The organism is Sphingomonas gei, from assembly GCF_004792685.1.
In the GTDB taxonomy this organism is placed as follows: domain Bacteria; phylum Pseudomonadota; class Alphaproteobacteria; order Sphingomonadales; family Sphingomonadaceae; genus Sphingomonas; species Sphingomonas gei.
Window position 1 is genome coordinate 453,072 of record NZ_SRXT01000003.1, and the last position, 21,124, is coordinate 474,195.

Sequence of the window (21,124 nt, forward strand, 5' to 3'; positions counted from 1 at the left end):
ACCTCTCGCCCGCTTCGTTTGCGGACGAGACGGCCAACATGCGAAATGAAAATGGTCGGGAAGAGAGGATTCGAACCTCCGGCCCCCACGTCCCGAACGTGGTGCTCTACCAGGCTGAGCTACTCCCCGACGGAGTATCGGTCCGGCGCCTCCAAGAGGGCGAACCGATGCTGGAGCGGCGCCTATAACCACGAGGATCGAGTCGCGCAAGCGGCGGCGATCAGCCCCCGCGCGCGCCGAGCATGGCCTCGATGCTGGTGAATTTCTCGCGCGGGGAACCCGCGCGCGCGGCGGCGATCTCCGCCGTGTCTATCTTCTGCCAGTCGCGGAAGGTCACGACGTCGACTCCGCGGCTGGCCAGCAATGCATCGAGCCCGGAGCGGCCCCGCTTTCCGGCGCCGTCGCCGATGTCCGCTGCGATCTTCTCGGTGATCGCGAAGCCGTCGGGCCGGTTGGTGCCGATCGTGCCGGTGGGGCCACGGCGCGCCCAGCCGACCGCGTAGAGACCGGGGAGCACGCGTCCGTCTTCGTTGGCGAAGCGGCCCGAGCGGTCGTCATAGGGCACCCCGTCGATCGGCGGGGTGCGATAGCCGATACAGCTCACCACCAGATGGGCGGGAACTTCATAGCGTTCGCCGGTGCCCCGCGCGCTGCCGTCCATCCCGAGCGCGGTGCGTTCGATGATGACTCGCTCGACCTTGCCGTCGCCCTCGATCGCCACCGGCATCGCGAAGAAATCGAAGACGATGCGGGTCGGCTTGCCGGTGTCGCCCGCGGCGGCAAAGCTGCGCAGGTGATTGACCGACTTGCGCTGGCCCGGATCGAGCGCCGTGTCGGCCTCCAGGGGAGGAAGGTCACCCGGGTCGACCACCGGCACCGCGCAGGTAAGCTGGCCGAGCTCGCCGAGCTCCTTGGGGGTCATCGCGATCTGGTGCGGCCCGCGCCGGCCGAGGAGCGTGATCGTGTCGACTCCACTTGCCTTGAGCGCAGTCAGGGCATGCCCGGCGATGTCCGAGCCGGCAAACTCCGCCTCGCATTTGGCGAGGATCCGCGCCACGTCGAGTGCGACGTTGCCGTTGCCGATCACCACCGCGGGGCCGTCCAGCGGGGGCGCGAGATCGGCATAATCGGGATGGCCGTTATACCAGCCGACGAATGCCGCCGAGCCCACCACGCCGGGCAGCGCTGCGCCCGGGATCTCCAGACGGCGATCGTGCGGCGCGCCGGTGGCGAGAACGACCGCATCATAGAGCGTGCGGAGTTCCTCGATCGACACGTCCTGCCCGATCGTCACATTGCCGACGAAGCGGACAGTGTCGGTCAGCGCGACTGCCTCGTAGCGCCGCGACACGCCCTTGATCGACTGGTGATCGGGCGCCACGCCGGTGCGGATCAGCCCGAACGGCACCGGCAGCCGATCGATGATGTCGACCCGGACCTCCTCGCCGAAGGTCTTCTGGCAAGCCTCGGCGGTATAATAGCCGGCGGGTCCCGAACCGATCACTGCGATATGCCGCATGGCTGTCCTCTCGCATTTTGGGACAGGTTAGCGTGACAATTCCGCAGGGCAAGCCACTCGACCCCAATGCAAAGTTGCTGCTACGCCCGCAACGTGAGCCCGATCGAAGCCGCCGCCACCCTGTTCGGGCTGATCAACGTGACGCTGGTGGTCCGGCGGAGCATGTGGAACTACCCGTTCGCGCTCATGATGGTGTCGCTCTACGCGTGGATTTTCCTCGGGGAGAAGCTCTACAGCGACGCGCTGCTCCAGCTCTTTTTCGTTCTGGTCAACCTGTATGGCTGGTGGAACTGGTCGCGTTCGCGCGCCGACACCGGCGAGGTGCGCGTCGAGCAGCTTGCCGCTTCCGCCCGGATCTTGTGGCTCGCCGGCTGCACAGCCGCCGCGCTGGGCTGGGGCGCGCTGATGCATCGCTATACCGACGCGGCCTATCCGTGGTGGGACGGCAGCATCGCGATCCTGAGCATCGCCGCGCAGATCCTCCAGTCGCGCCGCAACTGGGAGAGCTGGGTGCTGTGGATCCTCGTCGACCTCGCCGCAATCCCGCTGTTCGCCGTCAAGGGGCTGTGGCTGACCGCCGGGCTCTATCTCGTATTCCTGGCCCTTTCCGTCTGGGGCCTGATCCAATGGACCAAAGCCAAAGCATGAGCCCGCGCACTATCTGTCTCCACGGTCCCGAGAGCGTCGGAAAGACCACGATCGCCAAGCGGCTCGCCGCGCATTTCGGCGGGCAGATGCTCGACGAATATGGTCGCGACTATGCCGAGACGAACGGCATCATGTTCACGATGCGCGACCTGGTCGAGATTGCCGAGACGCACGATGCCAAGGCTGAGGCGATGCTTGCGGCGGGCGCCGATCCGCTAATCCTCGACACCGATCCGCTGATGACCGCGGTGTGGGCCGACATGCTGTTCGCCAAAAGGGACCCGTGGTTCGACGCGTGGCAAAACACTGCGGATCTGTACCTGCTGTTCGACATCGACTTGCCGTGGATCAAGGATGGCACGCGGATGTTCGGCACCGATCCGTTGCGCCGGCGCTTCTTCGATCTTTCCAGAGCCGAGCTCGAGCGGCACGGGGTGCGCTGGGCGCTGGTCTCGGGGCAGGGCGAGGCGCGGTTCGCCAATGCCGTAGCAGCGATTGAGGCGGCGGGCCGCGCCTGCTAGGGCCGCGCGATCATGGCAACCGAACTATCCAAGATCCGCAACTTCTCGATCATCGCGCATATCGACCATGGCAAGTCGACATTGGCCGATCGGCTGATCCAGCGCACCGGGGGACTCACCGAGCGCGAGATGTCGAGCCAGGTGCTCGACAACATGGATATCGAGAAGGAGCGCGGGATAACCATCAAGGCGCAGACCGTGCGTCTCGACTGGAAGGGCCATACGCTCAACCTGATGGACACGCCGGGGCATGTCGACTTCGCCTATGAAGTCAGCCGCAGCCTTGCCGCGTGCGAAGGCGCCTTGCTCGTGGTCGATGCCGCGCAGGGCGTCGAGGCGCAGACGCTCGCCAATGTCTATCAGTCGATCGAGCATGATCACGAGATCATCCCGGTGATCAACAAGATCGACTTGCCCTCGGCCGAGCCCGAAAAGGTGCGCCACGAGATCGAGGAGATCATCGGCATCGACGCGAGCAACGCGGTGCTCGCCAGCGCCAAGTCCGGAATCGGGATCGAAGAGATCCTCGATGCGATCGTCGAGCGCATTCCCGCGCCCAAAGGCGACGCCGACGCACCGCTCAAGGCGATGCTGGTCGACAGCTGGTACGATTCCTATCTCGGCGTCGTCATCCTGGTCCGCGTGATCGACGGCACGATCAAGAAGGGCCAGCAGATCAAGTTCATGGCCGCGGGCACCACGCATCTGATCGACCGCGTCGGCGCGTTCCGCCCCAAAATCGAGCAATTGCCCGACCTCGGCCCCGGCGAGATCGGCTTCATCACCGCGCAGATCAAGGAAGTCGCGCAGGCGCGCGTCGGCGACACGCTGACCGACGCCAAGCGCCCGACCGCCGAAGCGCTTCCCGGCTTCAAGGAAGTCCAGCCGGTGGTGTTCTGCGGGCTGTTCCCGGTCGACGCCGCCGATTTCGAGAAGCTCCGCGAGAGCATTTCGCGGCTGCGGCTCAACGATGCCAGCTTCAGCTTCGAGATGGAGACCAGCGCGGCATTGGGCTTCGGCTTCCGCTGCGGGTTCCTCGGGCTGCTCCACTTGGAGATCATCCAGGAGCGGCTGACTCGCGAATATGATCTCGACCTGATTACGACGGCGCCGTCGGTGGTCTACAAGATCAGGCTCACGCACAACAATGGCGAGATCGAGCTGCACAACCCGGCCGACATGCCCGATCCCACCAAGATCGAGGAGATCGAGGAGCCGTGGATCCGGGCAGTGATCTACGTCCCCGACGAATATCTCGGCTCGATCCTGAAGCTGTGCCAGGAACGGCGCGGCATCCAGAAGAACCTGACCTATGTCGGTGGCCGGGCGCAGGTAACCTATGAGCTGCCGCTCAACGAAGTGGTGTTCGACTTTTACGACCGGCTGAAGTCGCTTTCCAAGGGCTATGCCAGCTTCGATTACGAGCAGATCGGCCACCGCGCGGGCGATCTGGTGAAGATGGGCATCCTCGTCAACGAGGAGCCAGTGGATGCGCTGAGCATGATCGTCCACCGCGCGACCGCCGAAGTGCGCGGACGCGGCATGGTCGAGCGGCTCAAGGAGCTGATCCCGCGCCATCTGTTCAAGATCCCGATCCAGGCGGCGATTGGCGGCAAGGTGATCGCGCGCGAGACAATCAGCGCGATGCGCAAGGACGTCACCGCAAAATGCTATGGCGGCGATGCCACCCGCAAGCGCAAGCTGCTCGACAAGCAGAAGAAGGGCAAGGCGAAGATGCGCGAATATGGCAGCGTGAGCATCCCACAGGAGGCGTTCATCGCAGCGTTGCGGATGGGCGAGGAATAACGCCTACTGCCGATACCTCTTCGCGGTTGCAGCACCCGGCATTTGCTGCGACCTGCCCGACTCCACATCGAAGGGAGTTCGAATGAAGAAGGTCGTCCAGGTCCTCTGCGTCGTGTTGATCGGCGTCGCCGTGATGATCGGGTTCCGCTGGTATCGGTACGTCGCGAGTTCGGATACGCCCTATGACGAGGTCGGCATCACGCTGAACGGATATATGCCGGGCCCGCTGCGGAGTTGGGGTTGCCACAAGCTCAGGGAGCGTTTCCCGGGTGCACTGCCGCCCTATGGCTGCGCCGCGCCCGACGGGCGCAGCTGGGCCTGACGATCTGCCGGCGAGAGTGCCTCGCCGGCTACCCGGCGGGCAGACGTTACATCGCCCGCAGCAACGGCGCGGCGCGCGCGTCCGGAAGCGCCAGGACGGTCTCGATGAATGCTATTCGCCCGGCGCACTGCGCCTCCGCCGGCCCTTCGTAACGCAGTGCCCGGACGAGCGCGGCGCGATCGATACCGGCACGTGTCGCGCTGGCCGCGATGACATCCGGGGGCACCGCGAAGCGCATCTCTTTCGGGCGCGGTTTGGCGGCAGGGCGGGTCTCGAGAAGGACGCGCGCAACCAGCGCCTTTCGTTGTTCCTCGATCGCCGGTGGCAGCGGGAACGATGTATTGATCGTTTCGCCGCCAAGATGGTCGGCGCAGATCTTGGCGCCCATGCTGCGGACCAATCGGGCTTCGGCCAGTTCGTGACGCTGGCGCTCGCGCAGCACGTCGATCGAGGCATTTGCAAGGCCATCGCGATAACGCTTGTCGAGCAGCGCCTGAAGCGATTCGGCATAGTCGGCCAATGTGGCCCCGGCGTCGCGACCGGCTTGCCACTGGGCAAGGATGGCGCGGTTGAGATCGGGGTTTTGGACTTCCACGATGTTGATGTCGAGCTTGTCCGCGAACAGGCTTTCGAGCGCGCGATCGGTATCGACGCGCGGGTTTTCGAGCTTGATGGAGACGAAGGAAGGGGCGGGCGGGGGCGTCTGGTCGCCGGCGCATTTGGTGAGGTGCGACAGCTGGATCGCGATGACGATGAAGAACCACCACCCAATCTGGGCGACCCAGCCGCGGTCCTTCTTGCTGGTCCAGAGGCCGACGCGATAGCCGTCGAAATTGCCTTCGAGATCGGGGAAGTCGCGGCGCACTGTCTTGAGCAGCTGCTCGATGTCGCGCCGGCGGACGCGGCCGCGGCGCGAGCGCTCCCTGGCGGGCGTCGCGAGCTCGACCCAGGCGCGGTGGAGGGGATGGCCCGGCATGTCGAGCGCAGCGGCGAAATCGAGTGCGCGACGGCGTTGGGCGACGAAGGCGACCGCAGGGGACTGGCCGATCTCGCCGGCGGCTGCCATCCAGCCGAAGAAGTCGGAAACCGGGCGGACCAGCGGATCGGAAAAGGGCCGGTTTTGGGCAATCAGGCCCGCGAACCATTGCTCGGCATCGGCGAAGTGGCCCATCTGATCGAGGCGCGGATCGCCGGCGAGCACGCGCCAGATCGCGAGCATCGCCTCGGCCTCCGCCGCGCTGGCCCAGGGATTCGCGTCCTCGGGCCGGTCGAACATGTCGAGCAGCTTGCCGACCTGCGCGTCATAATCCTCGGGACGAAGCGGCGCCCAAGGGCCGCGCGCAGCGATCCTGGCGGGAGCGGGCGGAGAGGCATCCGGCGGCGGGGCGAGATTCGCTCCCGCTAAGGGCGCGGCATCGTCGGCAAAGGCGGTGTCGTCGTCGAGAAGGTCGTAATCCGCATCCTCGTCGCGCCATGTCGCTTCGACCCGCGCCTGATCATAGGCGTCGCGCAGAGCGATGAAGGCTTCGGGATCGCGATCGGCATCGATCGTCTTGAGCCTGGCGGCATAGGCGCGCCTGATCGCGGTCTGGTCGGTGGTGGGATCCAGGCCGAGCACGTCCCAAGCGGGACTGCGCCAGCTCACAGGAAGCGCTCGCCTTCGATAGCGTCGAGCGCGGCGATCAGTTCGCCGCGCGCCTCGGCGATGCGGCGCGGATCCTGGCTCTCGAGCGCGGCCTCGAACGCAGTGATCCAGCGCCCGACCATGTCGCGCGTTTCGCCGATGAATCCCTCATAGCAGCGCGTCGCGCGGGCCAGTGCGGCCATGTTGCCGCTTTCCTCGCGCGGGTGGATCTTGAGCGCCGCTAGTGCATCGCGGCGGGCGGCGATCTGGGCCTCGCTGAGCGGATCGGCTTCGTCCATGATGACGAGGTTGCGCGACACGCCGGTGGCGGGGACGCTGACATCGACTTCGAGCAGGCCGCTGGTGTCGTAACTGAACCGGCATTCGACGACGATCTCGCCGGCGGGCTTGGCGGGGACCGGCAGCCGGACCTGGCCGAGCTTGACGTTGCTCGCGACGTCGCGCGATTCGCCCTGATAGATGCCGAACTCGATGCTGCGCTGATTGTCCTGCAGCGTCTGGTAATAGCTCACCCGGCTCGTCGGAATGGCGGTGTTGCGATCGATGATCGGCGAGAACAATCCGCTGCGCCAGCCGCCGCGCCCGTCGGGTTCGGCATGGTCGACGCCGAGGGTGAACGGGCAGACGTCGGTCAGCCGCACTTCGTCGAGCGCGCTCGCCTTGGCCAGCAACCCGGCCTGCACCGCCGCACCGAGCGCTACGGCGTGATCGGGATGGACGGTGGCGTTGGGGAAGCGGCCGAACATGCGGGTGATCGCACGGCGCACCACCGGCATCCGAGTCGACCCGCCGACGAGGACGATCTCGCTCAGCGTCTCCACCCGGATTCCCGAATCGCGCAGCGAGCGCAGCACCGGATCGCGCAGCCGTTGGAGCAGCGACGCGCCGGCCTCCTCGAACTCGGCGGAGGTGATCGTAGTGGCGAAGGCGGTGCCATCATGAACGAAACCGAACTCAGCCGTGTCGGACTCGCTCAGCGCGCGCCGCGTGCGCTCGGCCGCGGCGCGGAGCAGCTCCTGGAGGATCAGCGGATCGACCTTGTCGAGCGTCTGTTTCGGTTCCAGCCGCGGGCGGGCGATCTCGACCACCTTCTCGTTGAAGTCCTCGCCGCCCAAGCGGTTGTCGCCCGACGAGGCGCGGACCTCGATGATCCCCTCGAACACCTCGACGATCGAGACGTCGAACGTGCCGCCGCCGAGATCGAAGACGAGGAACGGCTCCTGCTCGCGCGTATGGACTCCGAAGGCGAGCGCGGCGGCGGTGGGTTCGTTGACGAGGCGTTCGACCTTGATGCCGGCCAACTCACCGGCGCGGCGCGTCGCCTTGCGCTGGCGATCGTTGAAATAAGCGGGGACGGTGATGACTGCGCCTTCGACCTGCGTTCCCGTGAACGCCTCGGCATCGGCCTTGAGGCTCTGCAGCACGAGCGCGGAAAGCTCCTCGGGATCGAACTTGCGCTTGCCGAGCGTCACCGTCTGGCTGGTGCCGATGTAGCGTTTGAAGGCAGTCACGGTGTCGCGCGGATGAGTCGACTGGCGCTCGCGCGCGGCCATGCCGACGATCACTGCGCCTTGCGCATCGACGCTCACGGCCGACGGGGTAAGAAAGTCGCCGAGTGCGTTCGGGATCAGCACCGGCCCGTCGTCGCGCCACAGGGCGGCGGCGCTGTTGGTCGTCCCCAGATCGATGCCGATGATCACGCCGTTCCCCCTGCCCGGGCAGAGAGGTAGCGAGGCAAATCGGGATTATCCAGAGGCAAGTATCGCCGATGCTCGCTAGGCGATTTGGGCGAGGATCTCGGCCATCCGCGCGTCGATCGGCGCGATACGCTGCTGATCCTCGGGCGAGAAGAGCGGCAGCACGTCCATCCCGGGTTCCCAGTAAAGACTGGTGATCGCGCCGCGTTTCGCCACCAGCGCGATATATTCGCGGACGAGCGCTTCGTGGCCATCGGCCGCCATGATGTTGCGGCGGAAGGTGCTCGGATCGTAGGGCGCCGAGGGATCGGGCAGGAACAGCACCCGGGCGGGTTCGCCGGTCTGTGGCGTTACGTCGAGCAAGTCGCCTGCCGGGCTGCGCCAGACGGCGTGGTGCTCGGCTTCGAACCAGCGGCCTGGCCAGCGCCAGATCGCCCAGCCATAGACGGCCTCGCCGCCATTCGCCTCGGCATAGACCACCGAATTGTCGAAGCAATAAGCCGGCCTGGCCGCGGAGGCGGGCCGGACGGGCACGTAGACAGGCGTTTCGGGCGAGATCGTCGCGCAAAAGGCGAGCGTTGCCGAATCGAGCTGTTCCGGAGGGCCGAGGATCATGATCCCGGGCTAGCCCCCGCGCGGCGCCGCGTCCATCCGTGCGCCGTGACGGCTTTACGAAATTGAAGGTTCGCTGGGGCTAGGCTTCGATCGTGCCGGTGCGCCCGGCGAGGATGAAGCTGGGGGAAGAATATGGATCGGCTGCCGCTGATCGCGCCGCGCCCGCCGAAACTGAGCCTGATGGGCGAGGCGCTGGCCGGGATCGAAGCGCGCGGAATTTATTCGAACGGCGGGCCGGTGGTCCGCGGGTTCGAGGCGGCGGCGACCGCGCAATTGTTCGGCGGCGCGGGGGACTGCCTCGCGGTCGCCAATGCGACCTTGGGACTGATGCTGGCTATCCGCCATGCGGCCGGCCCGCGCGCGGGGAAGGGGCAGTTCGCACTGATACCGGGATTCACCTTCGCGGCGACCGCGCATGCGGCCGAATGGGCGGGACTGACGCCTTTGCTCTGCGACGTGGATCCCGGGGATTGGGCGGCGAGCGCCGAGGCCGAGGCGCGCGCGTTCGAGAAATATAGCGACCGGATCGCTGCGGTGGTGCCCTATGCGACGTTCGGCGCCGGAATCGATCTGACACGTTACCGCGAATATGCGGCGCGCGGGGTCGGCGTGGTGATCGATGCCGCGGCTTCGCTGGGGGCGCTCGATGCCGAGGGCCGGCAGTTCGGCGCGGGGGCGCCGTTCGCAATGGTCTATTCGATGCACGCGACCAAGGTGTTCGCGACCGCAGAGGGCGGGCTGGTCCATTCGGGCGATTCCACGCTGATCGAGAAACTGCGGCAGATGAGCAATTTCGGCTTTGCCGGGGGGCGCTCGGCCGAAGGGCCGGGGATCAACGCCAAATTGCCCGAAGTGCTGGGGCTGGTGGCGCGGGCCAGGCTCGACGAGATCGAAGGCGTCGCGGCGCACCGGATGCAGCTCGATGCGGCGTATCGCTCGGCGCTGGGCGGGTTTGCCGCGGAGAAGGGGTTCGAATTCCAGGAATTGCGCGGATCGCGGCCGGCGCTGCAATTCCAGTCGCTGCTGCTGCCGCGCGCCTTTGCCGGGCACCGCCGCGCGATCATCGAGACGCTCGCCGCACAGGGGATCGGCGCGGCGCAATATTTCAGCCCGCATCTGGGCGAACAGCCCTGGTTCCGCGCACACGGAGTGAGCGAGCCATTGCCGGTATGCGACGATGTCGCGGCGCGGGTGCTGTCGCTCCCGGTGACCGACGCGATGACCGAGGCCGATGTCGAGCGCGTGTGTGGGGCGCTGATCGATGCGTGCGCCGCATCGGGACTAAAGGCGCTGCCGCATGCCGAGCGGCGCGGCGGGCATGTCCACGAAGCGCTGATCGTCGGCGGCGGGCCGGCAGGGACGGCGCTGCTGACCGCGGCGAGCAAGAGCGATGCGCTGGTGCGGCTCGCCGAGGCGGGGCTCGCAGTGGTCGAGCGCGACGCCGTGCTCGGGCGCGGCGAAATCGGAAGCTACGCGATCACTTCGGACAGCAGTGCGGAGACGTTCATGACCGCAGTCAAGGGCAACGGCCATGACGGGATCGCGGCGCTGGAAAAGCATTCGTCCGGTCAGGAAGTTGCGATGCACGCCGGCAGGCTCGGCGTGCCGCTCGCGCGGACGACGCCGTTTCTCGAGGCAACCGGGGCGGAACTGGCTGCGATCGTCGCGACGCACGGCGGGACCGTGGCGACGCGCAGCGACGCAGTCGAGGCACGGCGGACGCGCGACGACATATGGGCGGTGCGCGTGCGCAATCGAGTCACTGGCGAAGTGCGGGTGATGCGCGCGGCGAAGCTGGTGATCGCCACGGGAGGGCATCAGGCGCGGGCGAACGTCGAAACCGAGCAAGTGGCGGGCGTCACGCTAGGCGCGCTGGCCGGCGAACGGCTGATGACGGGCGACGCTTTCCTGCGGATCGGCGGACTGGACGCGTTGCGCGACCGGATTGCCGGCGTGCCTGCGCCACGGATCGCGATCGTCGGCGGGTCGACCAGTGCGCTGGCGGCGGCGGCGTTGATCCTCAAGGCGGCGCCGGCGCTGCCGCTGGGAGCGGGAGCGCTGGCGCTGTACCATCGCCGGCCGCTGCGGCCTTTCTATCCTTCGGCCGAGGCGGCGCGGGCGGACGGGTTCAGCGATTTCGGCGCGCAGGACATCTGCCCGGTGAGCGGGTTCGTCTATCGGCTGGCGGGCTTCCGGCTCGAGGCGCGGGAACTGGTGCTGCGGATGCTCGGCGTGGGCGGACGGGCGCCCGATCCGCGGATGGCATTGCGGCGGATCGGCGAGGTCGACGAGGCGGCGATCCGGGCCGAGATCGAAGGAGCGGACGTGGTGATCGGGGCGCTGGGCTACCGTCCGCGCGCGCTGCCTCTGTTCGACGTGGGCGGAAGCCGGATCGCGCTTGCGGCGGATGCGCCGGGGCGCCCGCGGCTGGTCGACCAGCAATGTCGGCTGATCGATGCGGAGGGCCGGCCGGTGCCCGGCGTGTTCGGAATCGGTCTCGCCTCGGGGCATGTTCCCGACGGGCGGCTGGGCGGCGAGGCGAGCTTCAGCGGCAAGGCCAATGGCTTGTGGCTGTGGCAGAACGACATCGGCCAGATGATCGTCGACCAGTTGCTCGGCGAACAGGCGCAGGCAGTCGCATGAGCGCTCCCGCCGTCTCCGTGATCATGGCGGTGTACGAAGGCGCGGCGTTGCTGCCCGAGACGATCGCCAGCCTGCGCGCGCAGACGATGACCGACTGGGAGCTGATCGCCGTCGACGATTGCTCGAAGGACGGCAGCGTCGCTTATCTCGAAAGCCTTGGCGACCCGCGGGTCCGCGTGATCCGTTCCGAGACAAATGGCGGGCCGGTGGTGGCGCGCAACCGAGCGTTTGCGGAGGTTCGGGGGCGCTATGTCGCCGGGCTCGATCAGGACGATATCAGCCTGCCTGGGCGGTTTACCCGGCAGGTGGCCTATCTCGACGCCCAGCCTGAGGTGGCGCTGGTGAGCTGCGCGACCGATTTCCTGATCGACGGCAGGCGGCTGCCCGGCAATTGGCTGCGGCCGCTATCTCCCGTGCTGATCGACTGGCTGATGCTGGTGCAGAATCCGATAGCCTGGTCTTCGGTGATGTTCCGCGCCGATGCGGCGCGCCGGCTCGACCCGTTCGAGCGCCCGGCGATGCGCTACGTCGAGGATTTCGACCTGTACCAGCGGCTGCGGCCGTTCGGGCGGATCGCGCAGATAGACGAAGTGCTGATGCTCTATCGCTGCCACGCCGGCGGTGCCTCGCAGATGTTCAACGCGACGATGCGCGCGCACGCCGAACTGCTGCTGCGCGAACGGCATCTGGCGCTGCTCGGCGAAGCGGCACCGGACATTGCCGGAATGCTGGTCCGTCATGTGATGGCGCGCGAGCCGGTGTCCGATGTCGAGACGCTCAACCGGCTTTTCGACGGCATTGCAGTGCTCCGCATGGCATTCGGCGCCGCAACCCCGGACGAGGATCACGCCGCGATCGATTACGAGATATCCTCATTATGGTGGCGAATCTGCCGGGCGAGCGTTCGCTCGGGCTCGCTGCTGCTTCATCGGACGATGGGAAGCCGGCCGCTGCCCATCGGCCAGGCGGCGGACCTCGTCGCCTGCCAGATGATCGGCGGCGTGCGCAAGGTGAAGCGTGGGCTGACGGGGCGTTAGCGGCCATCCAGTCTTAGCGTTAACCTACTGACTTGTAATAAAAAGCCGCCGCCCGGTTTCCCGGACGGCGGCTTTCCTGTTCAGCGCGGGAGCGCCCGAACCAGAGCGATTACTCGCTCTTGTTCAGATACTCGCCGGCGTCCTCGTCGGTGCCGTGGCCCGAGGGGACCACGCTGGCGAGCGCATCGTCGCCGGTGCCGCCGGCATCGCGGGTCGAGCGGGCCAGTTCGGCTTCATGCTCTTCCTTGGCCGAGTTCGGCGCGATCAGCGTTGCTTCGGTCATGCGGCGCTGGGCCACCCGAAGCGCCGCGTCCCGCGACGAGGCTGCGACACGCAGGCGGTTCATGCCCGCGCCGGTACCGGCGGGGATGAGACGGCCGACGATCACGTTCTCCTTGAGGCCGAGCAGGGTGTCCTGCTTGCCCTGGACCGCCGCCTCGGTGAGGACGCGGGTGGTTTCCTGGAACGACGCCGCCGAGATGAAGCTGCGGGTCTGCAGCGACGCCTTGGTGATGCCGAGCAGGATCGGCTTGCCCTGTGCCGGGGTCTGACCCTTGTCGAGCTTGGCGTTCTGCTCGTCCATTTCGTCGCGATCGAGCTGCTCGCCCACCAGGAGCGTGGTGTCGCCGGACTCGATGATCTCGACCTTCTGCAGCATCTGGCGAACGATCACCTCGATGTGCTTGTCGTTGATCTTCACGCCCTGCAGTCGATAGACTTCCTGGATTTCCGACACGAGATATTCCGCGAGCGGCTCGATGCCGAGCACCTCGAGAATGTCGTGCGGATCGGGGCTGCCGCCGATCAGATTGTCGCCACGCTTGACGTAGTCGCCTTCCTGAACGTCGATCACCTTCGACTTGGGCACCAGATACTCGACGACCTCGCCACCGTCCTCGGGCATGATCCCGATCTTGCGCTTGGCCTTATAGTCCTTGCCGAACACGACGCGGCCCGAGACCTTCGCGATGATCGCGTTTTCCTTGGGCTTTCGCGCCTCGAACAGCTCGGCAACGCGCGGCAGACCGCCGGTGATGTCGCGGGTCTTGGCGGATTCGCGGCTGACACGGGCGAGAACGTCGCCCGCATGCACCGTCGCACCATCCTCGACCGAGAGCACCGCACCGGAGGCCAGCATGTAGCGGCCGGCCTCGCCCGACGACTCATCCAGCAGGGTGAGGCGGGGACGAAGATCCTCCTTCTTGGCGGCGATCCCGCGGTTCTCGGTGATGACGCGCTGGGCGATGCCCGTCGCTTCATCGACCTGCTCGGTCATCGTCTTGCCTTCGATGATCTCGACGAACTTCACGATGCCGGGGTTCTCGGTGATCACCGGCATGGTGAACGGGTCCCACTCGGCCATGCGGTCGCCCTGCGAGACGATGTGGCCATCGTCGAACAGCACGTACGAACCGTAAGGAATACGGTGCACCGCCAGCTCGCGGCCGTCCATGTCGACGATCGCCAGCTCGGCCGAACGCGAAGTCACCACGCGGCGGCCGCGCTGATCGACGATCATGCGGACGTCGCGGAATTCGACCTTGCCGTCCGAAGTGGCTTCGAGGTTCGACTGCTCGTTGAGCTGCGCCGCGCCGCCGATGTGGAAGGTCCGCATCGTCAGCTGGGTGCCCGGCTCGCCGATCGACTGCGCCGCGATGACGCCGACCGCTTCACCGATGTTCACCGGGGTGCCGCGGGCGAGATCGCGCCCGTAGCACTTGCCGCAGACACCGATCCGCGCTTCGCAGACCAGCGGCGAGCGGATCTTCATCCCCTGGATGCCGGTGGCTTCGATCTGCGTGATCATCGCCTCGTCGAGCAAGGTGCCCGACGGGATGAGGACCTTGCCGTCCTTGTCGGCGACGTCCTCAGCCGTGGTGCGGCCGAGGATACGCTCGCCGAGCGACGCGATGGTCGAGCCGCCCTGGACGATCGCGCGCATTTCGAGCGCACGCTCGGTGCCGCAATCCTCCTCCATGATGACGCAATCCTGCGACACGTCGACGAGGCGGCGGGTGAGATAGCCCGAGTTTGCGGTCTTCAACGCGGTGTCCGCGAGACCCTTGCGGGCGCCGTGGGTCGAGTTGAAGTATTCGAGGACGGTCAGGCCTTCCTTGAAGTTCGAGATGATCGGCGTCTCGATGATCTCGCCCGAAGGCTTGGCCATCAGGCCGCGCATGCCGGCGAGCTGCTTGATCTGGGCCTGCGAACCGCGGGCACCCGAATGGGCCATCATGTAGATCGAGTTGATGTCCTGCTCGCGACCGTTCGGCAGCTTCTTCACTGCCTTGATCTCGTCCATCATGGCGCTGGCCACCTGATCGCCGCAACGGCTCCAGGCGTCGATCACCTTGTTGTACTTCTCCTGCTGCGTGATCAGGCCGTCCTGATACTGCTGCTCATAGTCCTTCACCTGGCCGCGGGTCTCGTCGACGAGGCCCACCTTGGCGTCCGGAATGATCATGTCGTCCTTGCCGAACGAGATGCCCGCCTTGAACGCGTGCTTGAAGCCCAATGCCATGATCGCATCGGCGAACAGCACGGTCTCCTTCTGGCCGGTGTGGCGATAGACCTCGTCGATCACGTCGCCGACGTCCTTCTTGGTGAGGAGGCGGTTGACGGTCTCGAACGGCACCTTGTGCGACTGCGGCAGCGTCTCGCCGAGCAGCATGCGGCCCGGCGTCGTCTCGTAGCGCTTCATCGCCATCACGCCGGCCTCGTCGGTCTGCGGAACGCGGCTGATGATCTTGGTGTGCAAGGTCACCGCACCGGCGTTGAGCGCCTGATGGACCTCCGACATGTCGGAAATCATCATGCCCTCGCCAGGCTCGCCTTCCTTCATCATCGACAGATAATACAGGCCGAGCACCATGTCCTGCGACGGCACGATGATCGGCTTGCCGTTGGCAGGCGACAGGATGTTGTTGGTCGACATCATCAGGACGCGCGCTTCCAGCTGCGCTTCAAGCGACAGCGGGACGTGAACGGCCATCTGATCGCCGTCGAAATCGGCGTTGAATGCCGAGCAGACCAGCGGATGGAGCTGGATCGCCTTGCCTTCGATCAGCACTGGCTCGAACGCCTGGATGCCGAGACGGTGAAGGGTAGGGGCGCGGTTCAGCAGCACCGGATGCTCGCGGATCACCTCGTCGAGGATGTCCCAGACTTCCTTGCGCTCCTTCTCGACCCACTTCTTCGCCTGCTTGAGGGTCATCGAGAGACCCTTGGCGTCGAGGCGGGCGTAGATGAACGGCTTGAACAGCTCGAGCGCCATCTTCTTGGGCAGGCCGCACTGATGCAATTTCAACTCAGGCCCGGTGACGATGACCGAACGGCCCGAATAGTCGACGCGCTTGCCGAGCAGATTCTGGCGGAAGCGGCCCTGCTTGCCCTTGAGCATGTCCGACAGCGACTTGAGCGGACGCTTGTTGGCACCGGTGATCGTGCGGCCACGACGACCGTTGTCGAACAGTGCGTCGACCGCCTCCTGGAGCATGCGCTTCTCGTTGCGGACGATGATGTCCGGCGCGCGCAGTTCCATCAGGCGCTTGAGGCGGTTGTTGCGGTTGATCACGCGGCGATACAGATCGTTGAGATCCGAGGTCGCGAAGCGGCCACCGTCGAGCGGCACCAGCGGGCGCAGCTCGGGCGGGATGACCGGAACGACGTCGAGGATCATCCATTCGGGCTTGTTGCCCGAATCGATGAAGCTTTCGACGACCTTCAGGCGCTTGATGATCTTCTTGGGCTTCAATTCGGACTTGGTGACCGCGAGCTCGTCGAGCAGCTCCTTGCGCTCGCCTTCCAAGTCGAGGTCCATCAGCATCTGCTTGACGGCCTCGGCGCCGATCCCGGCCGAGAAGGCGTCCTCGCCATATTCGTCCTGCGCGTCGAGCAGCTCATCCTCGGTGAGCAGCTGATACTTCTCGAGGGGGGTCAGGCCCGGCTCGATGACGATATAGGCTTCGAAGTACAGCACGCGCTCGAGCTGCTTGAGCTGCATGTCGAGCAGCAGGCCGATGCGCGACGGCAGCGACTTGAGGAACCAGATGTGCGCGACCGGGGCGGCGAGCTCGATATGGCCCATCCGCTCGCGGCGGACCTTCGAGACCGTGACTTCGACGCCGCACTTCTCGCAGACGATGCCCTTGTACTTCATGCGCTTGTACTTGCCGCACAGGCACTCGTAATCCTTGATCGGACCGAAGATGCGCGCGCAGAACAGGCCGTCACGCTCGGGCTTGAACGTGCGATAGTTGATGGTCTCGGGCTTCTTGATCTCGCCGAACGACCACGAACGGATACGGTCCGGAGACGCGATGCCGATCTGGATCTGGTCGAAGGTTTCCGGCTTGACCACCGGATTTGCGAAGTTGGTCAGTTCGTTCATTTCGTTTTCCTCATGGGAGGACAAATTCTCAGGGCAGAGCGGAACAAGGTGCCAACCGAAGTTGGCACCTTTTGATTCCGCTTATTCCGCTGCGATCTGGACACCGTCGCTATCGAAGCCCGGCTCGTCGGTCTTGAGTTCGACGTTGAGGCCCAGCGAGCGCATTTCCTTGACGAGCACGTTGAAGCTCTCCGGAATGCCGGCCTCGAAGGTGTCGTCGCCCTTGACGATCGCTTCGTAGACCTTGGTGCGGCCGACGACGTCGTCGGACTTCACCGTCAGCATCTCCTGCAAGGTATAGGCTGCGCCGTACGCCTGCAGTGCCCAGACTTCCATCTCGCCGAAGCGCTGGCCGCCGAACTGCGCCTTACCACCCAGCGGCTGCTGGGTGACGAGGCTGTACGGCCCGATCGAACGCGCGTGGATCTTGTCGTCCACGAGATGGTGAAGCTTGAGCATGTAGATGATGCCCACGGTCACCTTGCGATCGAACGTGTCGCCGGTGCGGCCGTCATACAGCGTCGACTGGCCTGACGTATCGAGACCGGCGAGCGCCAGCATTTCGGAGACATCAGCTTCGCGTGCGCCATCGAACACCGGGGTCGCCATCGGCACACCCGGCTTCAAATTGGTCGCAAGTTCGACGATCTGGTCGGCACTGCGCGCCTCGATCTCGTCGGCATAGTGGTCGCCATAGACTTCCTTGAGGCGCGCCTTGACTGCGTCGGGCATCTGACCACCGGTCACGTCGGGATTGGCATGGCGCCAATCCTCGAGCGCGACGCCGATCTGCTGGCCGAGCTGACGCGCCGCCCAGCCGAGATGGGTCTCGAAGATCTGACCGACGTTCATGCGCGACGGCACGCCGAGCGGGTTGAGCACGAGATCGACGGGGGTGCCGTCGGCGAGGAACGGCATGTCCTCCGCCGGCAGGATCCGCGAGATCACGCCCTTATTGCCGTGACGGCCGGCCATCTTGTCGCCCGGCTGCAGCTTGCGCTTCACCGCGACGAACACCTTGACCATCTTGAGCACGCCCGGCGGCAGCTCGTCACCGCGCTCGAGCTTCTCGCGGCGGTCCTCGAACTTGTCCTTGATGCGCTTCACGGCCTCGTCATACTGGCCCTTCACCGCTTCCAGGTTCGCCTGCATCCCGTCGTCCTGGACGGAGAACCGCCACCATTCGTGACGATCGACCGAGTCGAGCAGGTCGGCGTCGATCGTGGCACCCTTGCGGAGGCCCTTCGGCGTCGCCGTGGCGATCTGGCCGATGAGCATTTCCTTGAGGCGCGACCAAGTCGCACGGTTGAGGATGTTGCGCTCGTCGTCCGAGTCCTTCTTGAGGCGCTCGATCTCTTCCCGCTCGATCGCCAGCGCGCGCTCGTCCTTGTCGATGCCGTGGCGATTGAAGACGCGAACGTCGACGATCGTGCCGGCAACGCCCGGGGGCAGGCGCAGCGAGGTGTCGCGCACGTCCGAGGCCTTCTCACCGAAGATCGCGCGGAGGAGCTTTTCCTCCGGGGTCATCGGCGATTCACCCTTGGGCGTGATCTTGCCGACGAGGATGTCGCCCGGCTCGACCTCTGCGCCGATATAGACGATGCCCGCCTCGTCGAGGTTGCGAAGCGCTTCCTCGCCGACGTTCGGGATGTCGCGGGTGATGTCCTCGGGCCCGAGCTTGGTGTCGCGGGCCATCACTTCGAACTCGTCGATATGGATCGACGTGAACACGTCGTCCTTCACGATCCGCTCGGAGATGAGGATCGAATCCTCATAGTTGTAGCCGTTCCACGGCATGAACGCGACGAGCGCGTTGCGGCCGAGTGCCAGCTCGCCGAACTCGGTCGACGGGCCGTCGGCGATGATGTCGCCGGCGTTGACCACTTCGCCCACCTTCACCAGCGGACGCTGATTGATGCAGGTCGACTGGTTCGAGCGCTGGAACTTCATCAGCGTGTAGATGTCGACGCCGCTGGCGGTTGCCTCGACGTCGCCCGACGCGCGGATGACGATACGCGTCGCGTCGACCTGGTCGACGATACCCGAACGGCGTGCTCCGATCGCGGCACCCGAATCGCGGGCGACGGTCTCTTCCATGCCGGTGCCGACGAAAGGCGCTTCCGCCTTCACCAGCGGAACGGCCTGGCGTTGCATGTTCGAGCCCATCAGCGCGCGGTTGGCGTCATCGTTTTCCAGGAACGGAATGAGCGATGCGGCGACCGAGACGAGCTGCTTGGGGCTGACGTCCATCAGCGTGATCTGCTCGGGCAGCGCCATCAGGAATTCGCCCGCCTGACGCGACGAGACCAGTTCCTCGGTGAAGCGGCTCTCGCCGTCGAGCTCGGCCGAAGCCTGCGCGATCGTGTGCTTGGCCTCTTCCATCGCCGACAGATAGACGACGTCGTTGGTCACCTTGCCGTCGATGATGCGACGATAGGGGGTCTCGATGAAGCCGTATTTGTTGACGCGGCTGAAGCTCGCGAGCGAGTTGATCAGACCGATGTTCGGGCCTTCCGGCGTTTCGATCGGGCAGATGCGGCCATAATGCGTCGGATGAACGTCGCGGACTTCGAAGCCGGCGCGCTCACGGGTGAGACCACCCGGTCCAAGTGCCGAAACGCGGCGCTTGTGGGTGACTTCGGAGAGCGGATTGGTCTGATCCATGAACTGCGAGAGCTGGCTCGATCCGAAGAACTCGCGCACCGCGGCGACCGCGGGCTTGGCGTTGATCAGGTCGTTCGGCATCACCGTCGACACGTCGACCGACGACATGCGCTCCTTAACGGCGCGCTCCATGCGGAGCAGGCCGACGCGGTACTGGTTCTCGAGCAATTCGCCCACCGAACGCACGCGGCGATTGCCGAGATTGTCGATGTCGTCGACTTCGCCCTTGCCGTCCTTGAGGTCGACGAGGGTCTTGACCACCGCGAGGATATCCTCGGTGCGCAAGGTCGTGACGGTGTCCTCGGCATCCAGGTCGAGACGCATGTTGAGCTTGACGCGGCCGACGGCCGAAAGGTCGTAGCGCTCGGGATCGAAGAACAGGCCGCTGAACAGCGACTCCGCGGTCTCGAGCGTCGGCGGCTCGCCGGGGCGCATGACGCGGTAGATGTCGCTCAGCGCCTGCTCGCGCTCTTCGGCCTTGTCGACCTTGAGCGTGTTGCGGATCCACGGGCCCGTCGAGATGTGATCGATGTCGAGCAATTCGAGCTTCTCGATGCCTGCCTTGTCGAGCAGTTCGAGATTCTCGGCCGACACTTCGTCACCGGCTTCGATGTAGATCTCGCCGGTCGACTCGTTGATCAGGTCATAGGCGCTGTAGCGGCCGAAGATTTCCTCGGTCGGGATCAACAGCGTCTCGAGACCGTCCTTGGCCGACTTGTTGGCGGCACGCGGGCTGATCTTCTGGCCGGCGGGGAACACGACTTCGCCCGACTTGGCGTCGACGATGTCGAACATCGGCTTCGCGCCGCGCCAGTTGATCGGATCGAACGGGATCTGCCAGCCGCCCGGACCGCGGACATAGGTCACGCGGTTGTAGAAATAGTTGAGGATGTCCTCGCTGTTCATGTTCAGCGCATAGAGCAGCGTCGTCACCGGCAGCTTGCGCTTGCGGTCGATACGGACGTTGACGATGTCCTTGGCGTCGAACTCGAAATCGAGCCACGAACCGCGATACGGGATCACGCGGGCGGCGAAGAGATACTTGCCGCTGGCGTGGGTCTTGCCGCGATCATGATCGAACAGCACGCCCGGCGAGCGGTGCATCTGCGAGACGATCACGCGCTCGGTGCCGTTGATGAAGAAGGTGCCGTTGCCCGTCATCAGGGGCATGTCGCCCATGTAAACGTCCTGCTCCTTGATATCGAGCACCGAACGGGCTTCCGTATCGGGATCGACCTCGAAAACGATCAGGCGAAGCGTAACGCGCATCGGCGCCGCATAGGTGATGCCGCGCTGGCGGCATTCCTCGACGTCGAACTTGGGCTGCTCGAGCTCGTAATTGACGAAGTCGAGCTCGGCGGTGCCGGCGAAGTCGCGGATCGGGAAGACCGAGCGCAGCGTCTTTTCGAGCCCCGACACATAGCCGATCGAGGGATCGCTGCGCAGGAACTGCTCGTAGGATTCGCGCTGAACCTCGATCAGGTTCGGCATCTGGACCACTTCGTGGATGTTGCCGAACACCTTGCGGATGCGGCGCTTCATCGTGCCGCCCGAGCCCGGGCGCTGTGCGCCGCCGTCGATCGCTTTGGTAGCCATGGGTATTTTTGCCTCGTCAGC

12 protein-coding genes and 1 tRNA gene are annotated in these 21,124 nt (G+C 65.7%); 6 read left to right on the plus strand and 7 right to left on the minus strand.

Annotated elements, in window-relative coordinates; all coding sequences use genetic code 11:
- Positions 1 to 52: 52 nt before the first annotated feature.
- Together E5A73_RS09170 and E5A73_RS09175 are read right to left on the minus strand one after the other, a co-directional pair.
- Positions 53 to 129: transfer RNA gene (locus E5A73_RS09170), tRNA-Pro, on the minus strand.
- 91 nt (positions 130 to 220) lie between these two features.
- Positions 221 to 1,519, minus strand: a complete 1,299-nt coding sequence (locus tag E5A73_RS09175) for an FAD-dependent oxidoreductase (RefSeq protein WP_135963505.1) — start codon at positions 1,517 to 1,519, stop codon at positions 221 to 223.
- Positions 1,520 to 1,612: 93 nt separating this feature from the next.
- Between E5A73_RS09175 and pnuC the strand changes: the two genes are divergently transcribed.
- The 4 genes from pnuC (at position 1,613) to E5A73_RS09195 (ending at position 4,816) form a co-directional block, all read left to right on the plus strand.
- Complete coding sequence (gene pnuC, locus E5A73_RS09180; protein WP_135963506.1) at positions 1,613 to 2,167, plus strand: nicotinamide riboside transporter PnuC; 555 nt, start codon at positions 1,613 to 1,615, stop codon at positions 2,165 to 2,167.
- Positions 2,164 to 2,688: an AAA family ATPase gene (locus tag E5A73_RS09185; RefSeq protein WP_135963507.1), complete on the plus strand. Its 525-nt coding sequence runs from the start codon at positions 2,164 to 2,166 to the stop codon at positions 2,686 to 2,688. The genes pnuC and E5A73_RS09185 overlap by 4 nt, the downstream gene beginning before the upstream one ends.
- 12 nt (positions 2,689 to 2,700) lie before the next feature.
- Entirely contained in the window at positions 2,701 to 4,494 is a 1,794-nt protein-coding gene (lepA, locus tag E5A73_RS09190; RefSeq protein WP_135963508.1) for a translation elongation factor 4, read from the plus strand.
- 82 nt (positions 4,495 to 4,576) lie between these two features.
- Entirely contained in the window at positions 4,577 to 4,816 is a 240-nt protein-coding gene (locus tag E5A73_RS09195) for a hypothetical protein (protein WP_135963509.1), read from the plus strand.
- A gap of 46 nt (positions 4,817 to 4,862) precedes the next feature.
- Here E5A73_RS09195 and E5A73_RS09200 read toward each other — a convergent pair whose 3' ends face one another.
- From E5A73_RS09200 to E5A73_RS09210, 3 genes are all read right to left on the minus strand, one after another.
- Positions 4,863 to 6,461, minus strand: a complete 1,599-nt coding sequence (locus E5A73_RS09200) for a hypothetical protein (RefSeq protein WP_135963510.1) — start codon at positions 6,459 to 6,461, stop codon at positions 4,863 to 4,865.
- A complete protein-coding gene (locus E5A73_RS09205; RefSeq protein WP_135963511.1) occupies positions 6,458 to 8,161 on the minus strand; it encodes an Hsp70 family protein in 1,704 nt (567 codons plus the stop codon). The genes E5A73_RS09200 and E5A73_RS09205 overlap by 4 nt, the downstream gene beginning before the upstream one ends.
- A gap of 75 nt (positions 8,162 to 8,236) precedes the next feature.
- The gene (locus tag E5A73_RS09210) at positions 8,237 to 8,773 is read right to left on the minus strand and encodes a hypothetical protein (protein WP_135963512.1); all 537 of its coding nucleotides are present in this window, start codon (positions 8,771 to 8,773) and stop codon (positions 8,237 to 8,239) included.
- Between the two features lie 132 nt (positions 8,774 to 8,905).
- Between E5A73_RS09210 and E5A73_RS09215 the strand changes: the two genes are divergently transcribed.
- Both E5A73_RS09215 and E5A73_RS09220 read left to right on the plus strand, forming a co-directional pair.
- Positions 8,906 to 11,416: a DegT/DnrJ/EryC1/StrS family aminotransferase gene (locus tag E5A73_RS09215; protein WP_135963513.1), complete on the plus strand. Its 2,511-nt coding sequence runs from the start codon at positions 8,906 to 8,908 to the stop codon at positions 11,414 to 11,416.
- On the plus strand, positions 11,413 to 12,453 hold the full coding sequence (locus E5A73_RS09220) for a glycosyltransferase family 2 protein (RefSeq protein WP_135963514.1): 1,041 nt from the start codon (positions 11,413 to 11,415) through the stop codon (positions 12,451 to 12,453). Before E5A73_RS09215 ends, E5A73_RS09220 begins: the two co-directional genes overlap by 4 nt.
- A gap of 109 nt (positions 12,454 to 12,562) precedes the next feature.
- Here E5A73_RS09220 and rpoC read toward each other — a convergent pair whose 3' ends face one another.
- Both rpoC and rpoB read right to left on the minus strand, forming a co-directional pair.
- Complete coding sequence (rpoC, locus tag E5A73_RS09225; protein WP_135963515.1) at positions 12,563 to 16,843, minus strand: DNA-directed RNA polymerase subunit beta'; 4,281 nt, start codon at positions 16,841 to 16,843, stop codon at positions 12,563 to 12,565.
- An 81-nt stretch (positions 16,844 to 16,924) separates the two neighbouring features.
- Positions 16,925 to 21,103, minus strand: coding sequence for a DNA-directed RNA polymerase subunit beta (gene rpoB / locus E5A73_RS09230; protein ID WP_135963516.1), 4,179 nt, complete (start codon positions 21,101 to 21,103; stop codon positions 16,925 to 16,927).
- Positions 21,104 to 21,124: the final 21 nt, after the last annotated feature.